This window comes from Paenibacillus brasilensis (assembly GCF_009363115.1).
GTDB classification, from domain to species: domain Bacteria; phylum Bacillota; class Bacilli; order Paenibacillales; family Paenibacillaceae; genus Paenibacillus; species Paenibacillus brasilensis.
Genome location: NZ_CP045298.1, coordinates 2,327,280 through 2,349,945, shown reverse-complemented (window position 1 = coordinate 2,349,945; position 22,666 = coordinate 2,327,280). Strand labels below are relative to the sequence as shown.

Sequence of the window (22,666 nt, the reverse complement as noted above, 5' to 3'; positions counted from 1 at the left end):
AAATCAGACGCCTACCTTGCGTTTTAGGAAATTGCGCAGCAGTTGATGCCCGTAGTCGGTAATAATGGATTCGGGATGGAACTGGACTCCTTCTACGGCGAATTCTTTATGCCGTAAACCCATAATTTCACCCTCTGCAGTTTCAGCGGTAATCTCCAGACATTCAGGTAGGCTCTCACGCTCCACCAGCAGCGAATGATACCGGGTCGCTGTGAACGGTGATGGCAAGCCTTCGAATACCGACGTATTGTGATGGAGAATCGGTGATGTTTTACCGTGCATGAGCCTTTCAGCCCGGATAACCTTACCGCCAAAAGCCTGTCCGATGGCCTGGTGACCGAGACATACGCCGAAAATTGGGATACGACCTTTAAAATGACGAATCACATCCAATGATATTCCCGCCTCGTTCGGCGTGCATGGGCCCGGCGAGATCAAAATATGCTCTGGTGCCAGCTCTTCTATGCCTTTCACATCAATCTCATCGTTCCGTTTTACGGTTACTTCTTCGCCAAGCTCACCCAAATATTGAACAAGATTGTACGTAAACGAATCATAATTATCAATCACCAAAATCATACGACTCACCCTCCTATAATACCGCTCCTGTTCACAGCAGCTTCTTCTTCACCACATTGTACCGCCTTCATAACAGCTCTGGCCTTGTTCCGACATTCCCGATATTCCCTGTACGGGTCTGAATCAATAACGATACCCGCACCTGTCTGTAAATAGGCAGTGCTGCCTTTGACAGCTAGTGTTCTTATTATAATATTTAATTCCATATTGCCGTTATAGTCAATCCATCCAAGAGAACCTGTATAAGGACCTCGCCGGACAGGCTCTAATTCTTCAATGATTTCCATCGTGCGCACCTTGGGTGCGCCGGTAATAGTCCCGCCTGGGAAGGTAGCGGCAATCACATCTATGGCCGTGCGACCGGGGGCTAATTTTCCCTCAACCTGGGAAACCAGGTGCATCACATGCGAATAATATTCGACAGTCAGCAGTTCAGGCACATGGACCGAGCCATATTCGGCAATCCGCCCGATATCGTTACGTTCCAAATCGACGAGCATAATGTGCTCGGCACGTTCTTTTTCACTCGAGAGAAGCTCGGCAGCCATAGCGGAATCCTCATCCGGTGTCAGCCCCCTTCTTCTCGTGCCTGCAATAGGTCGTGCGCTGACACGTCCATCCTCCAGCTTCACCAGCAGCTCCGGCGAGCCACTGACGATCTGTAAATCCGGCATACGCAGCATCCCCATATAAGGGGAAGGGTTCAGCAGACGCAGCCATTCATATATATCCTCTGGGCGGGCTGCAAGCGTACGTTGCTGGCGAATCGACAGGTTCACCTGAAATACGTCACCCTGTGCGATATATTCCTGTACACGTTTCACAGCATACTCAAAATCGGTCTGGTCGAATGCTGCTTCCCAACCTTCAGATTCATGATGAACAGTCAACGACTCGGCTTCGGCAAGCCTTGTACAGCGCCGAGGATACGCTGGATCAGTCTCTCCGCCATCCATGATTTTCTTCCACTGAATCAACATCCGTTCTGCCCGCCGGGCAGCTTCCGCATAAAGCTCGGAAAGTATGTTTTTGGGCTCAGCCAGCGCAGCATGAACAGCGCAATATATGCACGATTTTTCGTGATCATAAATCCACAGCTCATTTACTCGCATCCATACATAATCAGGTATGTCTGTATCATCTGCAGCCTGAATGGGCAAACGCTCCAGCGAGCGAGCTACATCGTAGCCCAGATAACCCGCAAATCCTCCAGTGAAAAAAGGCAGGCCAGGTACACGCGGCGCACGGTAGGGGGCAATCCAGTCGTTCATAATGGTCAAAGGTTGACCATATATATCACCATGCTCCCCATTTTGTAGATCCGTCCAAACTGCATGTTCTCCCTTGCCCTCCAATAAGGCAACCGGATTTAAGCCCAGATAGGTGTATCTCCCGCCTTTACCGCTCTCCAGCAAAAAGGCATATGGCGATGAATCCTCCCAAGCCTTGCGCCATGATAACGGTAAACCTCCCACGGGTAACTGATACTCAGCAATATAAGGAAGTATACTCCAACCCTCCTCCTGCCAAACCTGCCACTGTGCGGCCGTCACTCTAGCTGTCGATTTCATCCGTGTGCGCTTCCCCTTCCATTCCTTAGCGAAAAGTCTGTATTCTCTCCTTAAAAAGAAACCCCCACCCCCTGACAACAGGGAAATGAGGGATTACTTACATATAGTATACACAAATGCGGCGTAATTACAGCTCGAAATTGTATAGTGGTGTACTCAGATAACGTTCGCCATTACTTGGAATAATGACAACAATTCGTTTACCCTTGCCCAATTGCTTAGCCAGCTTCAAAGCCGCGTGAACAGCCGCACCAGAGGAAATACCCGACAAAATACCTTCTTCTTTGGCTACTTTACGCGCTACCTCAAAAGCTTCATCGTTTTCTACATGAATAATCTCATCATAGATGTCACGGTTCAAAATTTCAGGAATAAAGTTGGCACCCAGTCCCTGAATTTTGTGAGGCCCTGGCTTACCGCCAGCTAATAATGGAGAAGAAGCCGGCTCTACAGCGACAATTTTAATTTCCGGGAATTCCTTCTTGAGCACTTCTCCGGCGCCAGAGATAGTTCCGCCCGTACCCACGCCTGCTACAAAAGCATCCAGAGATCCGCCGATGGAGCGAATCGCTTCAACAATCTCAGGACCCGTCGTTTCACGATGAATTTTGATATTAGCTTTATTTTTGAACTGCTCTGCAGCAAAATAATCCGGATTTTCACTCAGCAGCTCTTCCATTTTCTTAACAGAACCGTTCATACCTTCCGATCCAGGTGTCAACACAAGATCAGCTCCGTAAGCACGCAGCAGGTTACGGCGTTCTATACTCATCGTTTCTGGCATAACGATTACTGCCTTATAGCCCTTCGCAGCAGCAACCATAGCTAAACCGATTCCTGTATTACCGCTAGTCGCTTCAATAATTGTACCACCTGGTTTAAGCAGCCCTTCACGTTCAGCTTCCTCTACCATACTAATGGCAATACGGTCTTTTACACTGGAGCCGGGGTTTTGATATTCCAGCTTCAAATAAATTTCAGCGCTATCTTCCGGTACGATCCGATTCAGGCGAACAAGGGGAGTTTCCCCAATAAGTTCGGTAATGTTATTAACGACTTTAGCCATAATAAGTTCCTCCCTGACTGTGATGTTATATTAAAAAAAACGAAATCACATTTGTAGATCATTCTTGCTTTATGCTGCTCATTTAATTTCCGATAAAAATAGTTGGTTTTATACGCTAATCATAACAATCTTCAATTCCAATGTCAATACAAGCGATAAAAACACGATGCTGCTGATCCGCCCTTTAGCACCGTGCTTCCTCAATTCCAGAACGTCTTGCCATGCTCATAGAGAAGCAGACGGCCTATCTTTATCAGATAAAATACGCGCTCCGTACTTATCGCGCAGGCTTTTCTCAATCTCTTCCAAAGGAGCCGCCTGGGCAAGCGCAAGAGATCGACGGATTTGCTGCCGAATCTGTTGCTTGTCTGGAGAAGCTTTCAGGCGGATATCCTGTACGTAGATCACGGCATAACCATCGTCAACAGAGATGGGACCGGCAACATCCCCAGAGCTTAGCTCTCTCGCTGCCTTCATGATCGTCTCCGGTTGAAATGGATCATACTCATCCACCCACCCCAGCTGTCCGCTAGTATTTTTCCCAAAGGGCTGACCTGAAAGCTCTTGAACCAGTGCATCAAATCTTTCCCCTTGTTTGACCCGCTCGAGTAACGCCTCTGCTTCCTCGGCTTTAGACACATAAAGGGCTGCCAGTTTGATCTGCTTGCCCGTAGCAAATTGCTCGGGATGCTGCTTCCAATACTCATCAATCTCCGCTTCCTGAATTTGAATACCCTGCGTGGCTATTTTCTCCAAGCCAATCCGGTATTCCGCTTCATTCCGCAAATCAACCGGACCTAGACCAAGCTGCTGCTGCATTTCCTCAAAATAGGCTTGAGATGAAGCATATCCTTGACTGTCCTGCTCCAGCACCTGCTGTAGATCCTCTTGGGTGACCTTAATACCAAGGCGCTTGGTTTCAGCTTGCACGACTTTACGATTCAACATTTGCAACAGCGTATTGGCTCCGTATCACTTCTTCAGTTCTGCAATCCACTGTTCCTCCGATATGCCCTCCTGACCGATCTCCGCCACAGTATGATCGCCGTCATCCTTGCTTATATCACCCGGCTTTACCAGCCCCCGAAGCATGATCAGACCACCCAAGGCGGTGACGCTAACGGTCAGGATAATGACAGCTGCCCATAATCCTTTCTCCCGTGTAGTCGTCTCTCGCACCGCCTATCCGGTTAGGCTTTGGCCTGATCTAACAGTTTTTGCAAATCGTCCTTGTTAAACTGATAAGCCTCATTACAGAAGTGGCACACAACTTCGGCCTGTCCTTCTTCCTCAATCAATTGTGTCAATTCGCTTTCTCCCAAGCTGACCAATGTTTTTTCTACACGTTCCCGTGTGCATTCACACTGAAAACGAATATCCGTCTCGTCGAGAACCCGAACGTCCGGCAGCATCCAGCGCAGCATTTCATCAAGCTCCAGTCCTTGATCGAGCAGAGCTGTAACCGGTGGAAGTGAGCCGACCGCATTTTCAATGGCTGTAATTTCGTCATCATTCAAGCCGGGAAGCAACTGAATAATGAATCCGCCTGCCACAATAACGGAGTTATCGGTATCCACCAACACGCCTAAGCCCACCGCCGATGGTGTCTGCTCCGATTTGGCAAAGTAATAGGTGAAGTCCTCACCCAATTCACCGGAAATAATCGGAATACTACCGCGATAAGGCTCTTTTAATCCCAAATCCTTGATGATATGAATAAAGCCTTCTGTACCTACGGCACCTGCTACATCCAGCTTGCCCATGCTGTTGCTCGGCAAATGCACATGCGGTTCGGCAACATAGCCTCGCACCTCACCTGCCGCATTGGCATCCACGATGATTTGCCCAATCGGCCCGTTACCTTTAACTTGGATGGTCAGTCGCTCTTTGCCTTTTAGCATAGAGCCCATAATGGCACCCGCTGTGAGCGTACGTCCCAAAGCAGCGGTGGCGGTAGGATAAGTATCATGTCTTCTCCGCAATTCCTCCACCAACTGTGTTGTACGAACAGCAAAAGCTCTAACCCTTCCATCCATGGCTGTTCCGCGAATAAGCCGATCCTGTTTCTTTTCCATATTGATATCCTCCCTATGCTCCAAGGCAGCTGCGCTGCTTATTTATGTTCGTGTTTGCGCTAATTAAAGCATGATTTCCTGCTATATAAACAACCTGTATTGACAGATCACGCGAATCGTTCAAAAACGTAACATATTTCAGTATAGACGAAAAACGCCGCTAATCCAAACCGATAAGATCATCGGCTGGCCTCAGCGGCAGCTTATATCCACTTTTTTATTCAGCGTTGCGTTGGTAAATGATGCGCAAGCCTTCGAGCGTCAGCATCGGCAATACCTTCTGAATGCTCTGTGTCTCAGATGCGATGAGCTCAGCAAGTCCTCCGGTAGCAATAACCGTAGGCTCTGCCTGCATTTCTTCCTTTATGCGCTTCACAATACCATCCACTTGGCCCGCGTAACCGAAAATAATCCCGGCTTGCATAGCATGAATCGTATTACGACCAATAACCTTCTTGGGCTTCTCCAGCTCGATGCGGGGCAGCTTGGAAGCCCGTTGATACAATGCCTCCGTCGAAATTCCAATACCTGGCACAATCACTCCGCCCAAGTAGTTTCCCTTGTCATCAATACAATCAAACGTCGTTGCTGTTCCAAAATCCACCACAACCAGTGGCCCGCCGAACTGCTCGACCGCAGCAACTGCATTCACGATCCGGTCTGCCCCTACTTCACGCGGATTTTCATAACGCAGGTTAAGACCGGTCTTGATTCCCGGTCCGACGATTAACGGTGTTCTGCCTATGTATTTATCACACATGTCCTCCAATACACGAACCAACGGCGGAACAACAGAGGAAATAATAACCCCTTGAATATCATCCTTTAACACGCCACCCATACTAAAAAGATTATGTATAAGTACGCCGTATTCATCTGCGGTTGCCTGTCTGGAGGTACTAATCCGGTAATGATGCAGCAGTTCGGTCCCCTCGTACATCCCCAGAACAATATTGGTATTCCCTACATCCACTACAAGAATCAATGGGTGTCACCTAACTTTCTTCGCGTTAAGGTCAAGGCTGATATCCAGGTTATGAAAGGAATATGTCAGCCTGCCTACAGAAATCACATCTACACCGCTCTCAGCCATCGCACGTACGGTATCCAGCGATACATTGCCTGAGGCTTCCGTTTTGACATGTGGAGCCCGTTCACGAATGAAACGAACTGCCTCCTTCATATCCTGAACGGACATGTTATCCAGCATAATAATATCCGCCCCGGCATCCAGAGCTTCCTGAACTTGCTTCATGTTCTCTGTCTCAACCTCAATGGTCATGGTGTGCGGTATATGAGCACGTGCTCGACTTACTGCCTGTGCAATCCCGCCCGCGCCCTTAATATGATTATCCTTAATCATAACAGCGTCGTACAGGCCAAAGCGATGATTGGAACCGCCGCCCACACGAACAGCGTATTTCTCCAGCAGTCGATGTCCTGGTGTTGTTTTGCGTGTGTCCACCAAGCGGGTGGCAAGCCCGTGCAATTGATCTACAAAAGATTGAGTCCGCGTTGCAATGCCGGACATCCGTTGAAGCAAATTGAGTGCCAGTCGCTCTCCGGTCAAAATTGCATGGGTACTCCCATTCACTTCTGCCAGAATGCTCCCCTTTTTGATCGCCTGTCCATCGGTCACCAATGGAGTGAATGACAAGGAAGGATCGACTACCTGAAATACAAGTTCAGCCACAGATAAACCCGCAACAATGCCAGGCTCCTTGGCATGTATTACAGCCTTTGACTGGTGACCCGGCTCAATCGTCCAGCGCGTGGTTACATCGCCGGAACCCGTATCCTCACGCAGCCAGCTGCGAATCTGTGCCAACAGCTCTTCCTGATATCCGCTAAACTCTCCATAATGCTCGCTGTTAGATGTCATGAACACCCTCCTCCGTTATGCCTTGCTCGCGTCGCTGCTGAACATGCTTCTGCCATATGCTATCATCTGTCTTAGGGAAATCCTCGCGATAATGCGCTCCTCGGCTCTCCTCGCGTAGCAAGGCACCGTCTGCGACTAACAAAGCACAAGTGAGCAAATTGGCAAATTCGATCTCTTCCCTGCTGGTGACTATAGCCTTAAAAACGGGCAGTTGTGCGTGCAGCTCATCTAATGCCGCTTGCAGTCCTTCCCCATGCCGACGCACTCCAGCATAACGAACCATTGTTTCTTGCAGCTTGTGCCGCTCCTCTACGACAGATGAAGCCAGGAGCTCTGCACGGTTATCGCTGTAAGCTAATAACGTATGATTGGCAAGCGGTGGCAAAGAATGCAGCCGTTCAATAATTCTGCTGCCGAATACGATAGCTTCAGATAACGAATTACTCGCCAAACGATTAGCTCCGTGAACCCCTGTGGAAGAAACCTCCCCACAGGCGTACAAACGAGCAATAGAGCTTTCCCCATACAAATTGGTCTGAATGCCACCCATCATATAATGCGCAGCAGGCGCAATCGGAATCCAGTCTGTGGTCATATCCAGGCCATAAGACAGGCACGTCCGATAAATTGTTGGAAAACGTTGCTTAATCCGCTCAGGCGGTTCATGTGTAATATCCAGGTATACAAATGCAGCTTGGGTACGTTCCATTTCATGAACGATAGCACGGGCTACGATATCTCTAGGCGCAAGCTCTTGCCGGGAATCATACTGCTCCATGAACCGTTCTCCATGGTTATTGCGCAACACCGCACCTTCTCCTCGTACGGCTTCGGAAATCAGAAACCTCGGAGCACCCGGATAGCACAACGCCGTCGGATGAAACTGTACGAACTCCATATCGCGCACAATCGCTCCCGCACGATATGCCATAGCGATACCATCACCGGTTGCAATATCCGGGTTGGTTGTATAACGGAATAACTGCCCGCTTCCTCCTGAGCATAAAATCGTTGCGTTGGCAGTTACATACAATCTTTCGCTCTCCGCCCTTTGGATAAGAGCCCCAATACATTCGCCATGTTCCGTCAGCAGGTCGATGACCATACACTCTTCCCACACTTCGATAGCGGGATGAGCAGCAACCTGCTCTGACAGCGCGCGGACAACTTCATATCCGGTAGCATCTCCGTTCGCATGCAGGATGCGCCGATGACTGTGTGCACCTTCCTGTGTTAGCGCAAGTTCACCATTCTCCCGGTCAAAGGCCGTCCCTAAACGTATTAGCTCCTGTATACCACCTGGACCTTCATGTACAAGCGTCCTGACTGCCTCCGGTTCACACAAGCCTGCACCAGCAATCAGAGTATCCTGCATATGAGAAGCAGGTGTATCCTCGTCCGATGTGACAGCTGCGATGCCGCCTTGTGCATAACGTGTGTTGCTCTCCATCAAAGCCTTTTTGGTGATCAGCAACACGTTCCGATCCTCCGCGGCCTTAATCGCCGTATATAAGCCTGCAATGCCTGAGCCGATAATTAACACGTCGGCTTCCAATTTAGTCAATTCCGCTACATCAAAATCAACTAGATATCTTGGAATCATGCCTTCACCTGATTTCACAGAGAATAGCGCACACCATAGGTTGTACAGTATGCGCTCACGGTATATGTTCAAAAGGATAATAAGTCTAAGTCAATTTGAGCGGCTGTTGGCTTGTTTATACTAAGAACACGATAGCCGTTTATTTAACAATAAATGTACACAACGTTCCTCGGTCTGTCAAATCACATCAGCAATAGTTTCCCATATTTTAAAAAGCTCCGGAAAACCAAAAGTTGCTGGTTTCCCGGAGCTTTTATATACACTCATTCAACGATCAGGTTGTTGTCGGTGGAGTGCCACCGGAGTTGCCTGAATTGTTATCATCTTCTGGCTTCTGCAGGTTAGGGATATCATTCGGTTGATCCGTTGTATTCTTAGGCTCGTCATCCTTGCCTTGAATACGTACACGAACGTCCCCAATGTTATCAATCACAGGCTCACCGATTTCCGGTGTTCCTTCACCCTCATTCGTGCTGCCGTCCAAAGAACCTGTCTCGATCAAACGTTTAATTTGTTCAAGCTCCAAGGTTTCTTCTTTCAGCAGGGTTTGAGCGATCAGATGAACCTCTTTGGAATGCTTGGTCAGGAGCTCTTTAGCACGTTCATAAGAGTCAGTGATGAAGCGATTCATCTCTTGGTCAATCTGATAAGCGATCTGATCACTGTAGTTCTGCTCATGACCGATATCCCGTCCAAGGAAGACCTGACCTTGTGAAGTACCGAACTGCATTGGACCGAGCTTCTCACTCATACCGTATTCCACAATCATACTGCGTGCGATGCTTGTCGCTTGCTGGAAGTCACTGTAGGCACCCGTACCGATTTCGCCGATAAACAGCTCCTCAGATACGCGTCCACCCAACAAGCCGGTGATTTTATCCAGCAATTCCTGCTTGGTTGTCAGCATGCGATCTTCCTTCGGAAGCATGATGACATACCCGCCTGCACGTCCACGTGGAATAATCGTTACCTTGTGAACCATGTCGGCATTTTCCAGGAAGTAGCCGATAATCGTATGGCCTGCTTCATGGTAAGCAACAATTCGTTTCTCGCGGTCACTGATTACGCGGCTGCGTTTTTCTGTACCTACGATTACACGGTCGATGGCTTCATCTACTTCTCGCATGGAAATATCTCTGCGGTTACGACGAGCTGCCAGCAAAGCAGCTTCGTTCAGCAGGTTTTCCAGATCAGCGCCTGTAAATCCTGTTGTACGTTTCGCAATTACATCCAATTTAACATCCTTCGTCAATGGCTTGTTGCGTGCGTGTACATGCAATACAGCTTCGCGGCCTTTAACATCTGGACGGTCTACCGTGATTTGACGGTCAAAACGTCCCGGACGAAGCAATGCCGGGTCGAGAATATCTGGACGGTTTGTAGCGGCTACGATAATGATACCTTCGTTTGCGCCGAATCCATCCATCTCTACGAGCAATTGGTTGAGCGTTTGCTCACGTTCATCGTGTCCGCCACCCAATCCAGCGCCACGTTGACGTCCAACCGCATCAATCTCATCAATGAAAATGATACATGGTGCGTTCTTCTTCGCATTTTCAAACAAGTCGCGAACACGGGAGGCACCGACACCGACGAACATTTCTACAAAATCAGAACCCGAAATGCTGAAAAACGGTACACCTGCCTCGCCTGCAACGGCTCTGGCCAAGAGTGTCTTACCTGTTCCCGGAGGGCCCACTAACAGTACACCCTTTGGAATACGAGCGCCCACAGCAGCGAACTTACGCGGGTCCTTCAAGAATTCTACGACTTCGACAAGCTCCTGCTTCTCTTCGTCAGCCCCTGCCACGTCCTCGAAGGTAACCTTCTTCTTCTCTTCGTTATAAAGACGGGCTTTGCTCTTACCAAAGTTCATAACTTTACCGCCGCCGCCCTGTGCCTGATTAAACAGGAAGAAGAACAGCAGGAACATGATCACCAAAGGAATAATAGAAGTCAAAAACGTCAACCAGATGCTTTCGCCTTCCATTTTCTTCTGTACGTATTCAAACCCGTTCGTTTCGCTGGCATTAACCAGTTCACTTAGTGCTTGATCCGTTGGCGGAACATACACGGAAAAATTAATGGATTTAGCATCAGCCGGCTGCTTCTTATATGCACCGGTTACAAGATAGGCGTAACCGTCAAATTGGACCGTTACTTTAGAGATGTTATTAGCTTTAACCTCTTGCCGTAATTGGTCATATCTAGGGAGATCGGAGGCTTCGTTACTGTTGCTAACAAATTGAACGATACCCACCACAACTAAAAAAAGAATCAAATAAAAACCAGAATTCCGGATGAACCGATTCATCCCCTACCTCCTCTCGAGACACTTAAGTTATTTTACCATAGCCTGTAAGTCCTTCTCAACAAAGGGCCTTATTTAGTCCTAGGACTGGAGGCTGAGAATTAGCTGGTGTAGATTTCCGGCTTCAAAATCCCTATGTATGGGAGGTTCCGGTAGTGCTCGGCATAATCCAGACCATAGCCGACAACAAAGGCATCCGGAAGCGTAAATCCGGTATAATCTGCTTGAAGATTAACAGTCCGGCGTGCAGGCTTGTCAAACAAGGTTACGACACATACCGAATTGGCATTACGGTTCTTAAGCAGTTCAATCATATGCGTCAGCGTCAGGCCGCTGTCGATAATATCTTCGACAATCAGAACGTCACGTCCTTCAACGGATGCGTCCAAATCTTTAATGATTTTAACAACTCCCGAGGACTTCGTGGACACTCCATAACTTGATACAGCCATGAAATCAAGCTCCAACGGCACTGTGATGGATTTAACCAAATCAGCCATAAAGATAAACGCGCCCTTCAGCACGCAAATCACCAATGGATTCTTTCCTTCATATTTTACGCTGAGCTGTGCGCCCAATTCCTTAATTTTACTCTGGAGTTCTTCTTCGCTGATTAATACTTCCTGAATATCATTCTGCAACGGTGTAAACCTCCTAAGTTTATACTATGAAAGCCGTTCCTGTGCGATTATCGGTGCTCCGGACTCTCCAGTCTTTGCCATGACATGTATATAACCGAAGACGTGTGCTTTTGCACTGCGGCATGTACAGAACGCCGCACGCCCGGAATCCAGAGAATAGCTCCAGAATGGTCACAGACGATGGGAATAACGGAACGAAGTGAAGGAGGAATTTTTCCATCAATAAAAATATCCTTAACCTTTTTTCTTCCGTTTAATCCCATGACATGCATGGCATCTCCAGGTAATCGTGAGCGTATGGTCAACGGCAAACTCAATTCATCCGCGTCAAACCATGCCTCCTCCTCATTCGCAGGATAGAGTCCATCCGAATAGGAGGTTCTTCGCCACCGAAGCACACCACCCGCCTCAGGCAATTCAAGCTCGCCAGACATAGGCAATACGTCTAGTCCATAACACCATTCGCTCATAAATCCTCGCGTTCGGTCAAACAAACCCGCTTGGTCATATTCGCGGACTCCAACCGCACCGCCACCCAAGTCCAAGCTCCACGTGGACGGTTGTTCCTGAAGAAGTTTCAGTCGAACGGTCTCAATTTTACGAAAATCTAAATTTTCACTGTCCGAAGGCAGATAATTTAATATTAGTTTAATCAACCTCCGTTGTAAAGCAACGGGTAGCTTGCGATAGGAAGCAATGGAAAACATGTACCTCCCGTTATCCAAGCGTACCAATTCCTCATATACCGACAGCGTTGATGCCTCCACAAAGTCATTTTCTTCAGCCATCGTTTCGGCCAGCCGGTTGAGGGATGATGTCAGTTGCTCATTATATTGCCCCAAAAAAGGAAGCACATCCATGCGAATGGCGTTACGACGGTATTTGGAGGTTAAATTGGTGCTGTCCGTCACATAGGAAAGGCCATAAAACCTGCAGAACTCAATCAGGTCAGCTTTGTACATACGCAGCAACGGGCGAATGAGTTGCACATTTTTTTCTGTGCGCGCCAGACGCATACCCGCCAAACCCGCTGGACCGCTGCCGCGCAGCAAGTGCAGGAGAACTGTTTCGGCCTGATCATTGCCATGGTGGGCCGTCGCAATATGCTGTGCTCCCCACTTGGCAGCCATATCATGCAAAAAGGAATAACGCAGCTCACGGGCTGCTTCCTGTGGACCTTTCCCGCTTTCCTTCATATAAACGGGCACATCCACCCGAATCATTTCAAACGGAAGCTTCAGCTTTCGGGCTATGCCCTTTACCTCTTCAGCCTCCGCATCCGATTCCTCTGGCCTGAAGCCATGATGAACGTGAGCACAGATGAGCTGCAAAGGCATATGTATAACGGATATTTCATGTAAAATGTGCAAAAGGGCCACCGAATCCGGCCCACCGGATACAGCAACCACAATGCAGTCTCCGGGGCTCCACAGTGAATGATCTCGCGCGAGGGCGAGTACTTCCTGTACAACACCGGTCGGTTTGGTTGTTCCCATTGACGACCCTCTCTTCTCCCGACCGTAAAAATGATGATCATCTGTTATCTTATGTAAGTCATGCTGCTACCGCAACGCTATCCAGAGCGCCCCAGCCAGCAGCAAAAGTGAAACCGTGAAAGCATATCCCAGCCAACGTGGATTCCCTCGTTTGGCCGACGATTGCCTGACATGCGCTGAAGCCAGACGCGACCAGGATCGGGCCGCTGCACGGGTATCGGAATATTCTCCGCGCACTGCACCGAGCAGCCATTCGGCGTAGGGACGTAATACACGGCTGCGACGAATGATAACCGTCAATTCTGCCGTATTGCGCAGCTGTGGCAGCCTGCCGGCAGCCGCCTTTAAGGATTCGCCCTCTAATATATGAATCGTTAGAAGAGCAAAGGCAAACAGGTCATACTGGGGATCGGCATTTCGGTTGCCAGCATTCCAGAATCCTCTGTCATACCATTCTGTAAATTGTTTAACACTCCGACCTGCAAGGGATACTCCGCCATAATCAATTAATTCGGCTTCTCCATAGGCATTGACCAAAATATTTTGCGGCTTCAGGTCGCCAAACACCCATCCTGCCTGATGCAGCTCTGCCAGACGATTGAGTATACCGGTTCCAGCCACACCATACCATTCCGCCCCTTTGGCTGCAACAAAACGATGAAGCGGATCGCCCTTAATATATCGCATGACATAAAAGGGGATCTCTCCGCTGCGTAACACCACATCGTCGACTTCAAATAAAAAGGAGGGGTCCCCATCTTTTTGGAACACGGCCTTAGTCCCTTGAGAATGCAGTGTAGTCAGCACATTAATCTCTGATTGCAGATCAAGCGTGTTTCTTCCCATTTTCAGAGCAAATTGCCGATCGGCCTGTGCTTCTTTTACCAAATATACAGTTCCGTTCGCTCCCCGGCCCAGCAGGCGCTGAATGACATAGCTGCTCCGCTTCCACTTGCCCTTGATGACCGTTCCGGGTGCAAGAACGGGATCAGACGACATAGTCACCGAGCATCCCTTCTCCTTTATCATAGGATTCTTCCATATCTTTCTGTTCCTCTAGTGTAACATATCGGTAATAATCAATCACTTGTAAAATGGCTGGACCTGTCGGCGTCGCTCCTTTCATCCGCAGACGTCCGAATAGCGATTTGATCTGGTTGAGTTCAGAGGTCCAGCCGATATCCATAACCGCATCTTCACCCATTCGGCCGCCTGGAAAATGGAATACAGAGATGCGGCTGAGTCCGCTCCTGGACTGCAAACTGAGCAGCAAATCGCGAATGCTGTCCTCTACAGCATGCAGCTTGGGCCTCATGCTCGCGCTGGCATCAATGAGTAAAGCAATTTCCAGAGGGCTTGTCTCTGTCAGTTCGTCCATCACCTCAACTACCTGAGCCCGTTTGGCCGGAGGCAGTTCACCAATATGCCGGGCGCCACCCTCACCCAAAATATGCGTTAACTCTCTATTAACCGCCTGCTGAATCGTTTGAACGACCGTTTTACGTGTCATCATCTGCATGGTCTGTGCCAACTGCTTCGTGCCTACGATTTGGCTGAACCCTCCTCCAGCTTTAGCAATTTCGCGAATCTCCGTACCGCCAAGCTCGCCTATGGTTCCATAATCTATAACTCCAGCGACATTCACTGTAATGCCTTCCTGTAGAGCCTGAGCAGCCGCTATGACCGGGCTAACCCCTACATTGGAACATCCGTCTGTAATGATCAAAATTTGCTTCATCGCTTTTTGACCTCCGCTTCCTCTTAATCTATCCCGATAGATTCTATCTTTGCCTATTCCGGAATGATTCAAACGAAGAATGCGGATTTTTAAAAGCGAGAAAGGAATTTCCCGGGCAATGTTACCTTAACTCACCGTCCGTGGACGCTCTGCCCAGCTCATACCGGGTACATGCAGGGTTGCCCACTCTGGACGGTAATGATCTATTTTACTAACAACAACCGTCATATCATCATAGATTTGATTTTGCTGGTAACGAATAACCCGTTCCAGCAAGCAGTCGGCCAGCTCCTGCGGATCATCACTTTCAATCTCCTGGATCATGCGCTTCATCCATATTTCCTTATTGACTGCATAACCCGGCGAATCGTATATACCGTCTGTAATCATGATGAGAATATCACCCGGCTGTAGTTGAAGTGACACCAAATCCACCTCAATATCCTGTATAATGCCAATTGGCAAATTACTGGCAGATACAGGAATGACCTCCTCCCCCCTTTTAATAAAGCTCGGCGTAGACCCAATTTTCATAAAGGTTGTTCGGGCCGTATACTGGTCAATCAGCGCCATATCGACGGTAGCATACATTTCCTCGGGTGATCGCAGCATCAGGACAGAGTTCACCGACTTGATCGCCAATTTCTCATCCATCCCGGATTGCAATAATTCCTCCAAAATATCAAGGGCCGCGCTGCTCTCCTGCTGCGCACGCTCTCCATTCCCCATCCCATCGCTCAGGGAGACTGCAAAGGTCCCGTTCCCTAGCTCCATCATGCTATAGCTGTCTCCTGAGAAAAAATCCCCTCCCTTGGCGGCACTTGCTACTCCTGTAGCCACCTCATACGTCTTGGCAGAGCCAAACATGACGGTGGCCAAGCCTTGGCGGCGATCTGCCGCCGTTTCGCGCATCACGGCAATATGCTCGTCCAGTATGTCCGACAGCAGCGGAGCAATGATTTTCCGACATTCATCGAATCCCCTTGTATAGGCATGGACAATCTCAATTTCTACCTGACCTGCATCCAGGTTAATAATCTCAATTGATTGGATGGACAAACCCAGCCGCTCAAGCGCCTCCCGTATTTGCTCCTCCTGCCGATGCATGGTCTGGCCTTCCCGCTGAATTTCCCGCGCCAAATCCTCCATAATTTGTGATACGCCTGATAGCTGGTCAGCAACAAGCTGACGACTGTCGTATACTTGGCGCTTCCACTGCATATTATGCTGATAGAGACTATACTGCTGCTTCATGACCTGCAGTACAGCGCCCGTTTTGGCGCATGCCTTGCTCCATTGCGGCGGCATCTGCTCCGGCTCCAAATCAGGATTATCCTCAATGGCGCTCATCATTTCCGTCATATACTGATGAGTTTGCATAAACTTGCCGTCCCAGCACTGCTCGCACTTAAAGCAGGAGGCGCACGTGCCTTCCGCTACGGCGTTCATAAAATGCTCGATTTCTCCGTCCGGCTTTGCGCCCTCACTCGCAGATATCTGATGAAAGCTGCGGGATAGCTGACTGAATACGCGGGAAAATTTCGTTACCCGCTCTGCGGTGAGGTCACGAACCCTTTTGGCATATTCATGCTGGGACTTGGCGTGATCCTGCGTACCGGGGACATAGGTAGAAACCGCTTTAAAGAAGCTTTTTGGAGTTATTAAGAATAATAGAATCGCCGCACAGCTCTCCCAAGTCGATGTCAGTACATCTCCCGTCCCATCCAAATAGATCGTTAAAATGGAAGAGCCCAGTAACATCCCTAATGCAACAGCACCCTTTCGCCCTTCACGCAGCATCCCTGCCAGCAAGCCCGCAAATGCAAGTAAGCTCATCTGCACAATCGCGGACATATTGGCCAGGCTGAGAATTAAGCCGGTAATCACACCAACCGAAGCACCTAGTGAAGCCCCTCCAACCAAAGCAAACACCAAGATCAAATATCGTGACAAAACATGATCGACAGACAGTGAATGAAGGGTCCATCCTACCGCCCCTGTCATCACAGAGGCCAGTAAAATAATGAGACACAAAATTTCCTCATTCTTGAGCTGGCTTGTCTTTTTTCGATACGTAAACAGTGGAATAGCCTGCGTGAACACCAGTGTAAGCATAAAGCTGAGGACCGCATCCGTTCCCACAATGACAAGATCATACCATGTGAAGGACGGAGCCATCACGGCGTTAAATAAATTGACCATGAACACAGATAGGAAAACCATAAGCGGAGCATAGGATAATTCCAGACGATCAAAGGCTCGTAGCCCGCGAAACAAGAGATAAAATACAATCAGCTCACCTCCAATCATGAACAACGATGGATAGGGAGCCAACAAGCTACCCAGTAATACCGATACAGCTATAGGCAGCATCAGATCACGGCGAAGGAATGTGATGACCGCAAAATAAGCGAGGGCAAAAGGGGAAAGCTCGTCCAAAATCATGGCGCGCCCCAGTAAAAGCCCCATAGCCGACAATAGCAGCATCCATCTTTGCGCCATCACCCATTGCACCGCTTTATGTGAATCCAGTCGCTTCTTGAGTCTGGAAGTCCAACCTTCCGTACGTTCTTTGGATCTGGACTTTCTAGATTTCAACCCCGGAAATTGTACCACGTTCCATTTCTCCATCATGCGTCAGGCACCCCATTCATCAATTTGATGTTCCCATCTTAAACCGGAACGATTGAGAAAGTTTGTCAGAACCTCACGTCTTATTCCAAGAAATTTCCGACAAAAAAACGTTCAGCGCGAAAGGACAGAGCATCACCCTGGAAATCAGGCCACGCCCGTATGGAAGGGTATGGGAGTTCCATCCAATCCTTCACTTTCGTAGCCCCTCCCTGTCGTCCATCACTACACCCAGACTAGCGATTTGCACAGAAGATAGACGGAAAACCGTTGGAGTTTGTCGGACGATTAGGTCCTCACGACAAAAAAAACATACATTTTTCCAGCACAATTGCTCTTCGATTCTTCAATAATCATGATTCTCATCATATGCTCGCAGGATGACGGCAGCCTGCATCCCTTCCAGCACTTGCCTGCCTGTATGTGTTGTCGGTAAAACGCAAAAAAACCGTAGCAGTCTTTCGACTGTACGGTTTTCCGTGTATGGTTGATACGGTTGTCAAAGTGAATTAAACACGCTTCGCGCCGCGTCCTCCGCGTTTACCTTCGGTGTTCTTTTTCAGCGACGAAATGCGTTCCTCACTATCTTTCAGGAAGCGTGACATTTTATCCTCAAATGAAGGTTTACCCGGTGCAGGCTTGAAAGAACGGCCTCCACGATCGCGGTTGAAACCACCACCACCGCGTCCCTGACTTGGACCTGAACCTCCACCGCCGAAACGGTCTCCTCCACCTGTTCCTCCTGTACGCTCCGGTCTTGGAGCTCTTGGTGGACGGGCTTCACTTGCCGGCTTGTCAATCGTTTGCTTAATGGAAAGTCCAATTTTGCCATCTTTGTCAACATTAATGACTTTCACCGTCACGACATCATTAATCTTCAGGTGGTCGTTAACATCCTTAACGTAGTTATCGGCGATTTCCGAGATGTGAACGAGACCCGTGACACCTCCAGACAAATCCACAAATGCTCCAAAATGCGTGATGCCTGTCACTTTGCCCTCTAACTTGGTGCCCACTTCAATTGCCATAGAATAAAATGATCCTCCCTTAAAATATACAACCGATTTTTTGCAAAAAAATCCCGCTGTGGTGATTTGATTATACAAAATGGCGGAACTAAGGTCAACTAAGCATTAGCCCGATAACGGTCCTATTTCTGATCACCGATGATCGGCGTCTCTTCCGGTTTGTAGAGACCGTACTTGCTTCTGGCAATCTCCCCAATGTACTCGGGGTCTTTGAGACGATTCACTTCGGTTTGAAGCTGTTGTTCTGTTTGTGTAGCAGCTTGCTTCTGCTTTTCCTTCTGGGTGAGCTGTTCACTTCGATCAGCCATAATCATCTCTTGAGAAAAAAAGGTGAAAATGGCCCAACTACCAAAGGCGGCAAGCGATAGCAACCAAATCATGATTCGCCTGCGCCCGCCCGCGTTGGACTTGGACGTAGGAGATGACTGGCGATCTACAGACGAATTACGCATGATACTACCTCCTTCCAAACCATCTTTTTGCTGTGTTTTTCACTCTGATGCCGAGCTTCACGAGCGACTCTGGAGTCTTCCAGCGCGCTTTGAGCGGACCGATCAGCCATAGGATCGGCTTCCAAAGTGGCATCAAGATGTATATCAGCATCCTTCCCAAGAACACGATAAGTGCCCATGTCCATCCGACCAGCTTGCGTACCAGCCGATACAGCGCCAACACCGGAAGAACAATCAGGATGCGCAGTATGCTGTTCACGATCAACGTCAGTCTGCGGACTATCTCTAATAACATTACCACAAAACGTTGGGTTGTAACACTAAAGGCCCAAAAATAGAGCCAAACCCCCAAAAGTAGTCCTAAAAAGACATAAAACCGCAGCTCACCGCGATTGCTCGCGTACAGCACACGGAAAATAAACAGCGCCGAGGCCACCCAGTACAGCACGTCCAACATATGAACGCTCCAACGGGCAAAATGAAAGCGGATGGACAGCACCCGGTAGCTGTCAAACACCACTCCCATTGCAATGCCCGACAGCAGCATCCACGTCAACGTCAGCCATTGTGTATAAGGATTCATTTGAAGAGCTTGCCGAATAGGCTTTTTCCATTTTTGGCTGGGGCCCCGGGCTCCAGGTAGACGAGGGAATTAATCTGACCTTCAATGGACAACAGCCCCTCTTCCAGACTGAGGTTTTTGATATGTAAATGTTGTCCGCGAATGGTGAGATGGCCCAGCTCGGTCTGAAGCAGGAACTCTTCACTGTCAAAGCTCTCCACATTGCTGACGCCTGAAATATCGAGCTGCTTGCGGCTTTGCATATGCAAATCATGGTGCTTGGGCTTCCCTTGTTCAATCATGGCATGTACCCCTCCTTCTGTTCTTAGCTTATGAAGGAGGCCATATGATTTAGAACTGTTTTTGCTTTAAATCAGCCAGCCTTAAAGAAGGCTTATCACCTAAAAAAAGCACCCCTTCATCAGATGATGAAGGAGTGCTTTCATGTACAGCTCGATGAGAAAATTCGGTGCCTGCTTACCAGTTCAAACCGCTCTCCCTGGCAATAGGCTCTTCTTTCACCAAAGTGTACATACTTGCAGCCTCGTCCTTGCGTGTAGTGTCGGCGAGCCGTTCCACTCGCACAGTCACCAGCTTTTGACCAAATTGGACAGTGATTTCATCGCCCACTTTGACCGCACTGCTCGGCTTGGCTTCGCGTCCGTTCACCACCACTCTCCCCTGTTCGGAGACATCCTTGGCTACGGTACGCCGCTTAATCAGCCGCGAGACTTTCAAGAATTTATCAAGACGCATTAGTTAACGGCTTCTTTAAGCTTATTACCGGCTTTAAAAGCAGGAACGGTCGATTCTGGAATTTCAATCGTGTTGCCGGTTTGTGGGTTGCGACCTGTACGGCTGGAACGTTTGCGCGTTTCAAAAGTACCAAAGCCGATCAGTTGTACTTTGTCGCCACTAGCGAGTGCATCTGTAATTTCACCAAGAACGCCATTCAATACAGCTTCAACGTCACGTTTGCTCAAACCGCTTTTGCTGGAAATATTGTTGATCAAATCTGTCTTGTTCATAAGATAAAAGCCTCCCAAATATCAAAAAGTAATCATCACGCCGCTGCATGTCCATACCTGGAGCAGACGTGAGGTCAAGCTGCGGCCGAAGCCTCTCTGAATTCAACTGTAGCACGTTTGTCTGTAAGCTACAGTTATTTTCAGAATTACTACAAGTTATTCTGGCTTGCCCCTAAAAATCCTGCAATAGCAGGCGTTTTTTTATTGGACCCCAGTTAAGCCAACATCCTACTACAAAACGCTCCCCATTGGCAAGTCTCCTCAAACCAGGCATGCTTTTAACCCTGCACGCGTCTCCTTTGCTGGCCTGTGCAGTCCATAGGCAAGCCACTCTTTACCTGTGTTTTTTGTCGCTCTCTGACCGAATCATTGTTCAGCAGGGCGGTGTGATCAAGCTCTGTCAAGGAGCTTTTTGGCTTCCTGCCAGTAGGTTTCCATTTCTTCTACGCTGCTGTCCTCAGGACGACGCCCCTGCTCGCGTAATTTTTGTTCAATATACTGGAATCGTTTTATAAATTTTCGATTGGTGGCAGACAATGCCTCTTCGGGGTCTACTTCCATAAATCGAGCTGCATTCACAGCAACGAATAATACATCACCTAGCTCCAGCAACTGTGCTTCTACGGAATGGCCTTCACGGACCGCTTCCTTCAATTCAGCCACTTCCTCGTCCAGTTTGTCAAATACACCTTCGATACTATCCCAGTTGAAGCCTACCTTAGCTGCTTTTTTCTGAAGCTTGTATGATTTCATGAGCGCAGGCAAATCACGTGGAACCCCATCGAGTACAGAAGACTGTGCGGACGCTGTCCCTTTAAGCCGTTTTTCCTCGGCTTTCATCTGCTCCCAGTTTTGCAGCGCCTCTTCCGCATCATTCGCCTGATGGTCACCAAATACGTGCGGATGGCGGAAAATGAGCTTATCATTCAATCCCTGAATCACGTCATAGACATTGAAGGCTCCAACTTCCTCTTCCATTTGGGCATGCAGCAAAATTTGCAGCAGCAAATCGCCCAGCTCTTCCTTCATATGCTCAGGGTCATCCTCATCTATCGTTTCGATGACTTCATACGTTTCCTCGATCAGATTTTTGCGGATGGACTGATGGGTCTGTTCACGATCCCATGGACACCCTTCCGGGCTGCGTAAAATATCGACAATCTCGTGCAGACGGTCAAAAGATCGCCGCTTGAGCGCCTCATCCTCACTACGGGGTATATACACCAGAGACAGGTTTCCGTAGCCCTCCACTCGATCCAGCTCGTACAGAGGAACCTTATGTACCGCTTCCTCACCTTCTACCCCAAGAGCGTGACCGACATACACCTGGTAATCGTCAGGATAACGTTCCATCAGACACAGCTTCACATCGGATGCAGTGAAGGCGTCATACACTTGTCCGATCAGCGTATGTAGCTGAGGCTGAAGCCAGCTCGCATCCAGTGTACCCGCATCGAGCAGTTGGAAACCCTCAATCGGATCAAATCCAAGACGCACAAAGGCTTCATCCAGAAAGCTTTCACCGCCCAGGATGTTCAGCTCGATGCCTTCTTTAGGACAACGTTCCTTAAGCAGCTGTACCGCTGCTTCCGCTACCATCGGGTGACCGGGAACCGCATAGACAATTTCGCTTCCATCCGCCGCCTTGGCAGCCGTTGCAATCAATTGGCTGGTAATTTCCTCGTATACCTCTGGAAAAGATTCCTTTGTCTCATACACCGTGTCAAACGACTCAAAAGCCACCTCAAACTCATCCAGTACTTTAACCGCCGGATGCTCCCTTGTCCGCAGGTACAGCGCCGAAGCGCCCCGCATTTTGTTCAATATCCCTATCGTAAGCTGATCGGGATCTCCCGAGCCCAAGCCTACGACCGTTAATGTTACGCTCATATCGAATCCTCCGTTCCGCAGAAACCAGGCATGCTCCGAGAAAACACGGCGCATCCCACTTCCTTTGCTTTGGCATTTACTATACCACAAAGTTGTATAGGCTCATAAAATGG

At 48.8% G+C, this 22,666-nt stretch carries 22 protein-coding genes; all 22 read right to left on the bottom strand.

The window, feature by feature from the left end; genetic code table 11:
• Positions 1-3 precede the first annotated feature (3 nt).
• On the bottom strand, positions 4-579 hold the full coding sequence (pabA, locus tag GCU48_RS11120) for an aminodeoxychorismate/anthranilate synthase component II (protein ID WP_152380042.1): 576 nt from the start codon (positions 577-579) through the stop codon (positions 4-6).
• 5 nt (positions 580-584) lie between these two features.
• Positions 585-2,150 (bottom strand): anthranilate synthase component I family protein, encoded by a 1,566-nt coding sequence (locus tag GCU48_RS11115; protein WP_152380041.1) that lies wholly within the window; start codon positions 2,148-2,150, stop codon positions 585-587.
• 127 nt (positions 2,151-2,277) lie between these two features.
• Positions 2,278-3,216, bottom strand: a complete 939-nt coding sequence (cysK, locus tag GCU48_RS11110; protein ID WP_025716061.1) for a cysteine synthase A — start codon at positions 3,214-3,216, stop codon at positions 2,278-2,280.
• A 225-nt stretch (positions 3,217-3,441) separates the two neighbouring features.
• Positions 3,442-4,164, bottom strand: coding sequence for a peptidylprolyl isomerase (locus GCU48_RS11105; RefSeq protein ID WP_244316270.1), 723 nt, complete (start codon positions 4,162-4,164; stop codon positions 3,442-3,444).
• A 24-nt stretch (positions 4,165-4,188) separates the two neighbouring features.
• A complete protein-coding gene (locus GCU48_RS27850; RefSeq protein WP_244316189.1) occupies positions 4,189-4,395 on the bottom strand; it encodes a hypothetical protein in 207 nt (68 codons plus the stop codon).
• Positions 4,396-4,406: 11 nt separating this feature from the next.
• Complete coding sequence (gene hslO / locus GCU48_RS11100) at positions 4,407-5,291, bottom strand: Hsp33 family molecular chaperone HslO (RefSeq protein WP_152380040.1); 885 nt, start codon at positions 5,289-5,291, stop codon at positions 4,407-4,409.
• 217 nt (positions 5,292-5,508) lie between these two features.
• On the bottom strand, positions 5,509-6,276 hold the full coding sequence (locus tag GCU48_RS11095; RefSeq protein WP_152380039.1) for a type III pantothenate kinase: 768 nt from the start codon (positions 6,274-6,276) through the stop codon (positions 5,509-5,511).
• 6 nt (positions 6,277-6,282) lie between these two features.
• Positions 6,283-7,173 carry a carboxylating nicotinate-nucleotide diphosphorylase gene (gene nadC, locus GCU48_RS11090; RefSeq protein WP_152380038.1) on the bottom strand — a complete coding sequence of 297 codons (891 nt, stop codon included), beginning with the start codon at positions 7,171-7,173 and terminating at the stop codon, positions 6,283-6,285.
• Positions 7,163-8,776, bottom strand: coding sequence for an L-aspartate oxidase (gene nadB / locus GCU48_RS11085; RefSeq protein WP_152380037.1), 1,614 nt, complete (start codon positions 8,774-8,776; stop codon positions 7,163-7,165). The genes nadC and nadB overlap by 11 nt, the downstream gene beginning before the upstream one ends.
• A 274-nt stretch (positions 8,777-9,050) precedes the next feature.
• The gene (ftsH, locus tag GCU48_RS11080) at positions 9,051-11,090 is read right to left on the bottom strand and encodes an ATP-dependent zinc metalloprotease FtsH (protein ID WP_025716067.1); all 2,040 of its coding nucleotides are present in this window, start codon (positions 11,088-11,090) and stop codon (positions 9,051-9,053) included.
• A gap of 98 nt (positions 11,091-11,188) precedes the next feature.
• Positions 11,189-11,728 carry a hypoxanthine phosphoribosyltransferase gene (gene hpt, locus GCU48_RS11075; RefSeq protein WP_152380036.1) on the bottom strand — a complete coding sequence of 180 codons (540 nt, stop codon included), beginning with the start codon at positions 11,726-11,728 and terminating at the stop codon, positions 11,189-11,191.
• A 47-nt stretch (positions 11,729-11,775) separates the two neighbouring features.
• Complete coding sequence (tilS, locus tag GCU48_RS11070; protein ID WP_152380035.1) at positions 11,776-13,224, bottom strand: tRNA lysidine(34) synthetase TilS; 1,449 nt, start codon at positions 13,222-13,224, stop codon at positions 11,776-11,778.
• 66 nt (positions 13,225-13,290) lie between these two features.
• Positions 13,291-14,229 (bottom strand): protein kinase domain-containing protein, encoded by a 939-nt coding sequence (locus tag GCU48_RS11065; RefSeq protein ID WP_152380034.1) that lies wholly within the window; start codon positions 14,227-14,229, stop codon positions 13,291-13,293.
• The gene (locus GCU48_RS11060; protein WP_152380033.1) at positions 14,213-14,962 is read right to left on the bottom strand and encodes a vWA domain-containing protein; all 750 of its coding nucleotides are present in this window, start codon (positions 14,960-14,962) and stop codon (positions 14,213-14,215) included. Before GCU48_RS11060 ends, GCU48_RS11065 begins: the two co-directional genes overlap by 17 nt.
• A 126-nt stretch (positions 14,963-15,088) precedes the next feature.
• A complete protein-coding gene (spoIIE, locus tag GCU48_RS11055; RefSeq protein WP_152380032.1) occupies positions 15,089-17,596 on the bottom strand; it encodes a stage II sporulation protein E in 2,508 nt (835 codons plus the stop codon).
• Positions 17,597-18,102: 506 nt separating this feature from the next.
• Positions 18,103-18,621: a S1 domain-containing RNA-binding protein gene (locus tag GCU48_RS11050; protein WP_025721295.1), complete on the bottom strand. Its 519-nt coding sequence runs from the start codon at positions 18,619-18,621 to the stop codon at positions 18,103-18,105.
• Between the two features lie 122 nt (positions 18,622-18,743).
• Entirely contained in the window at positions 18,744-19,073 is a 330-nt protein-coding gene (locus tag GCU48_RS11045; protein WP_152380031.1) for an FtsB family cell division protein, read from the bottom strand.
• 4 nt (positions 19,074-19,077) lie between these two features.
• Positions 19,078-19,656: a spore cortex biosynthesis protein YabQ gene (gene yabQ / locus GCU48_RS11040; RefSeq protein WP_152380030.1), complete on the bottom strand. Its 579-nt coding sequence runs from the start codon at positions 19,654-19,656 to the stop codon at positions 19,078-19,080.
• The gene (gene yabP, locus GCU48_RS11035; protein WP_025721301.1) at positions 19,653-19,937 is read right to left on the bottom strand and encodes a sporulation protein YabP; all 285 of its coding nucleotides are present in this window, start codon (positions 19,935-19,937) and stop codon (positions 19,653-19,655) included. The genes yabQ and yabP overlap by 4 nt, the downstream gene beginning before the upstream one ends.
• Before the next feature lie 175 nt (positions 19,938-20,112).
• On the bottom strand, positions 20,113-20,391 hold the full coding sequence (locus tag GCU48_RS11030; RefSeq protein ID WP_025721303.1) for an RNA-binding S4 domain-containing protein: 279 nt from the start codon (positions 20,389-20,391) through the stop codon (positions 20,113-20,115).
• Positions 20,391-20,663: an HU family DNA-binding protein gene (locus tag GCU48_RS11025; protein ID WP_007428028.1), complete on the bottom strand. Its 273-nt coding sequence runs from the start codon at positions 20,661-20,663 to the stop codon at positions 20,391-20,393. The genes GCU48_RS11030 and GCU48_RS11025 overlap by 1 nt, the downstream gene beginning before the upstream one ends.
• Positions 20,664-21,053: 390 nt before the next feature.
• On the bottom strand, positions 21,054-22,553 hold the full coding sequence (gene yabN, locus GCU48_RS11020) for a bifunctional methyltransferase/pyrophosphohydrolase YabN (protein WP_152380029.1): 1,500 nt from the start codon (positions 22,551-22,553) through the stop codon (positions 21,054-21,056).
• Positions 22,554-22,666 lie beyond the last annotated feature (113 nt).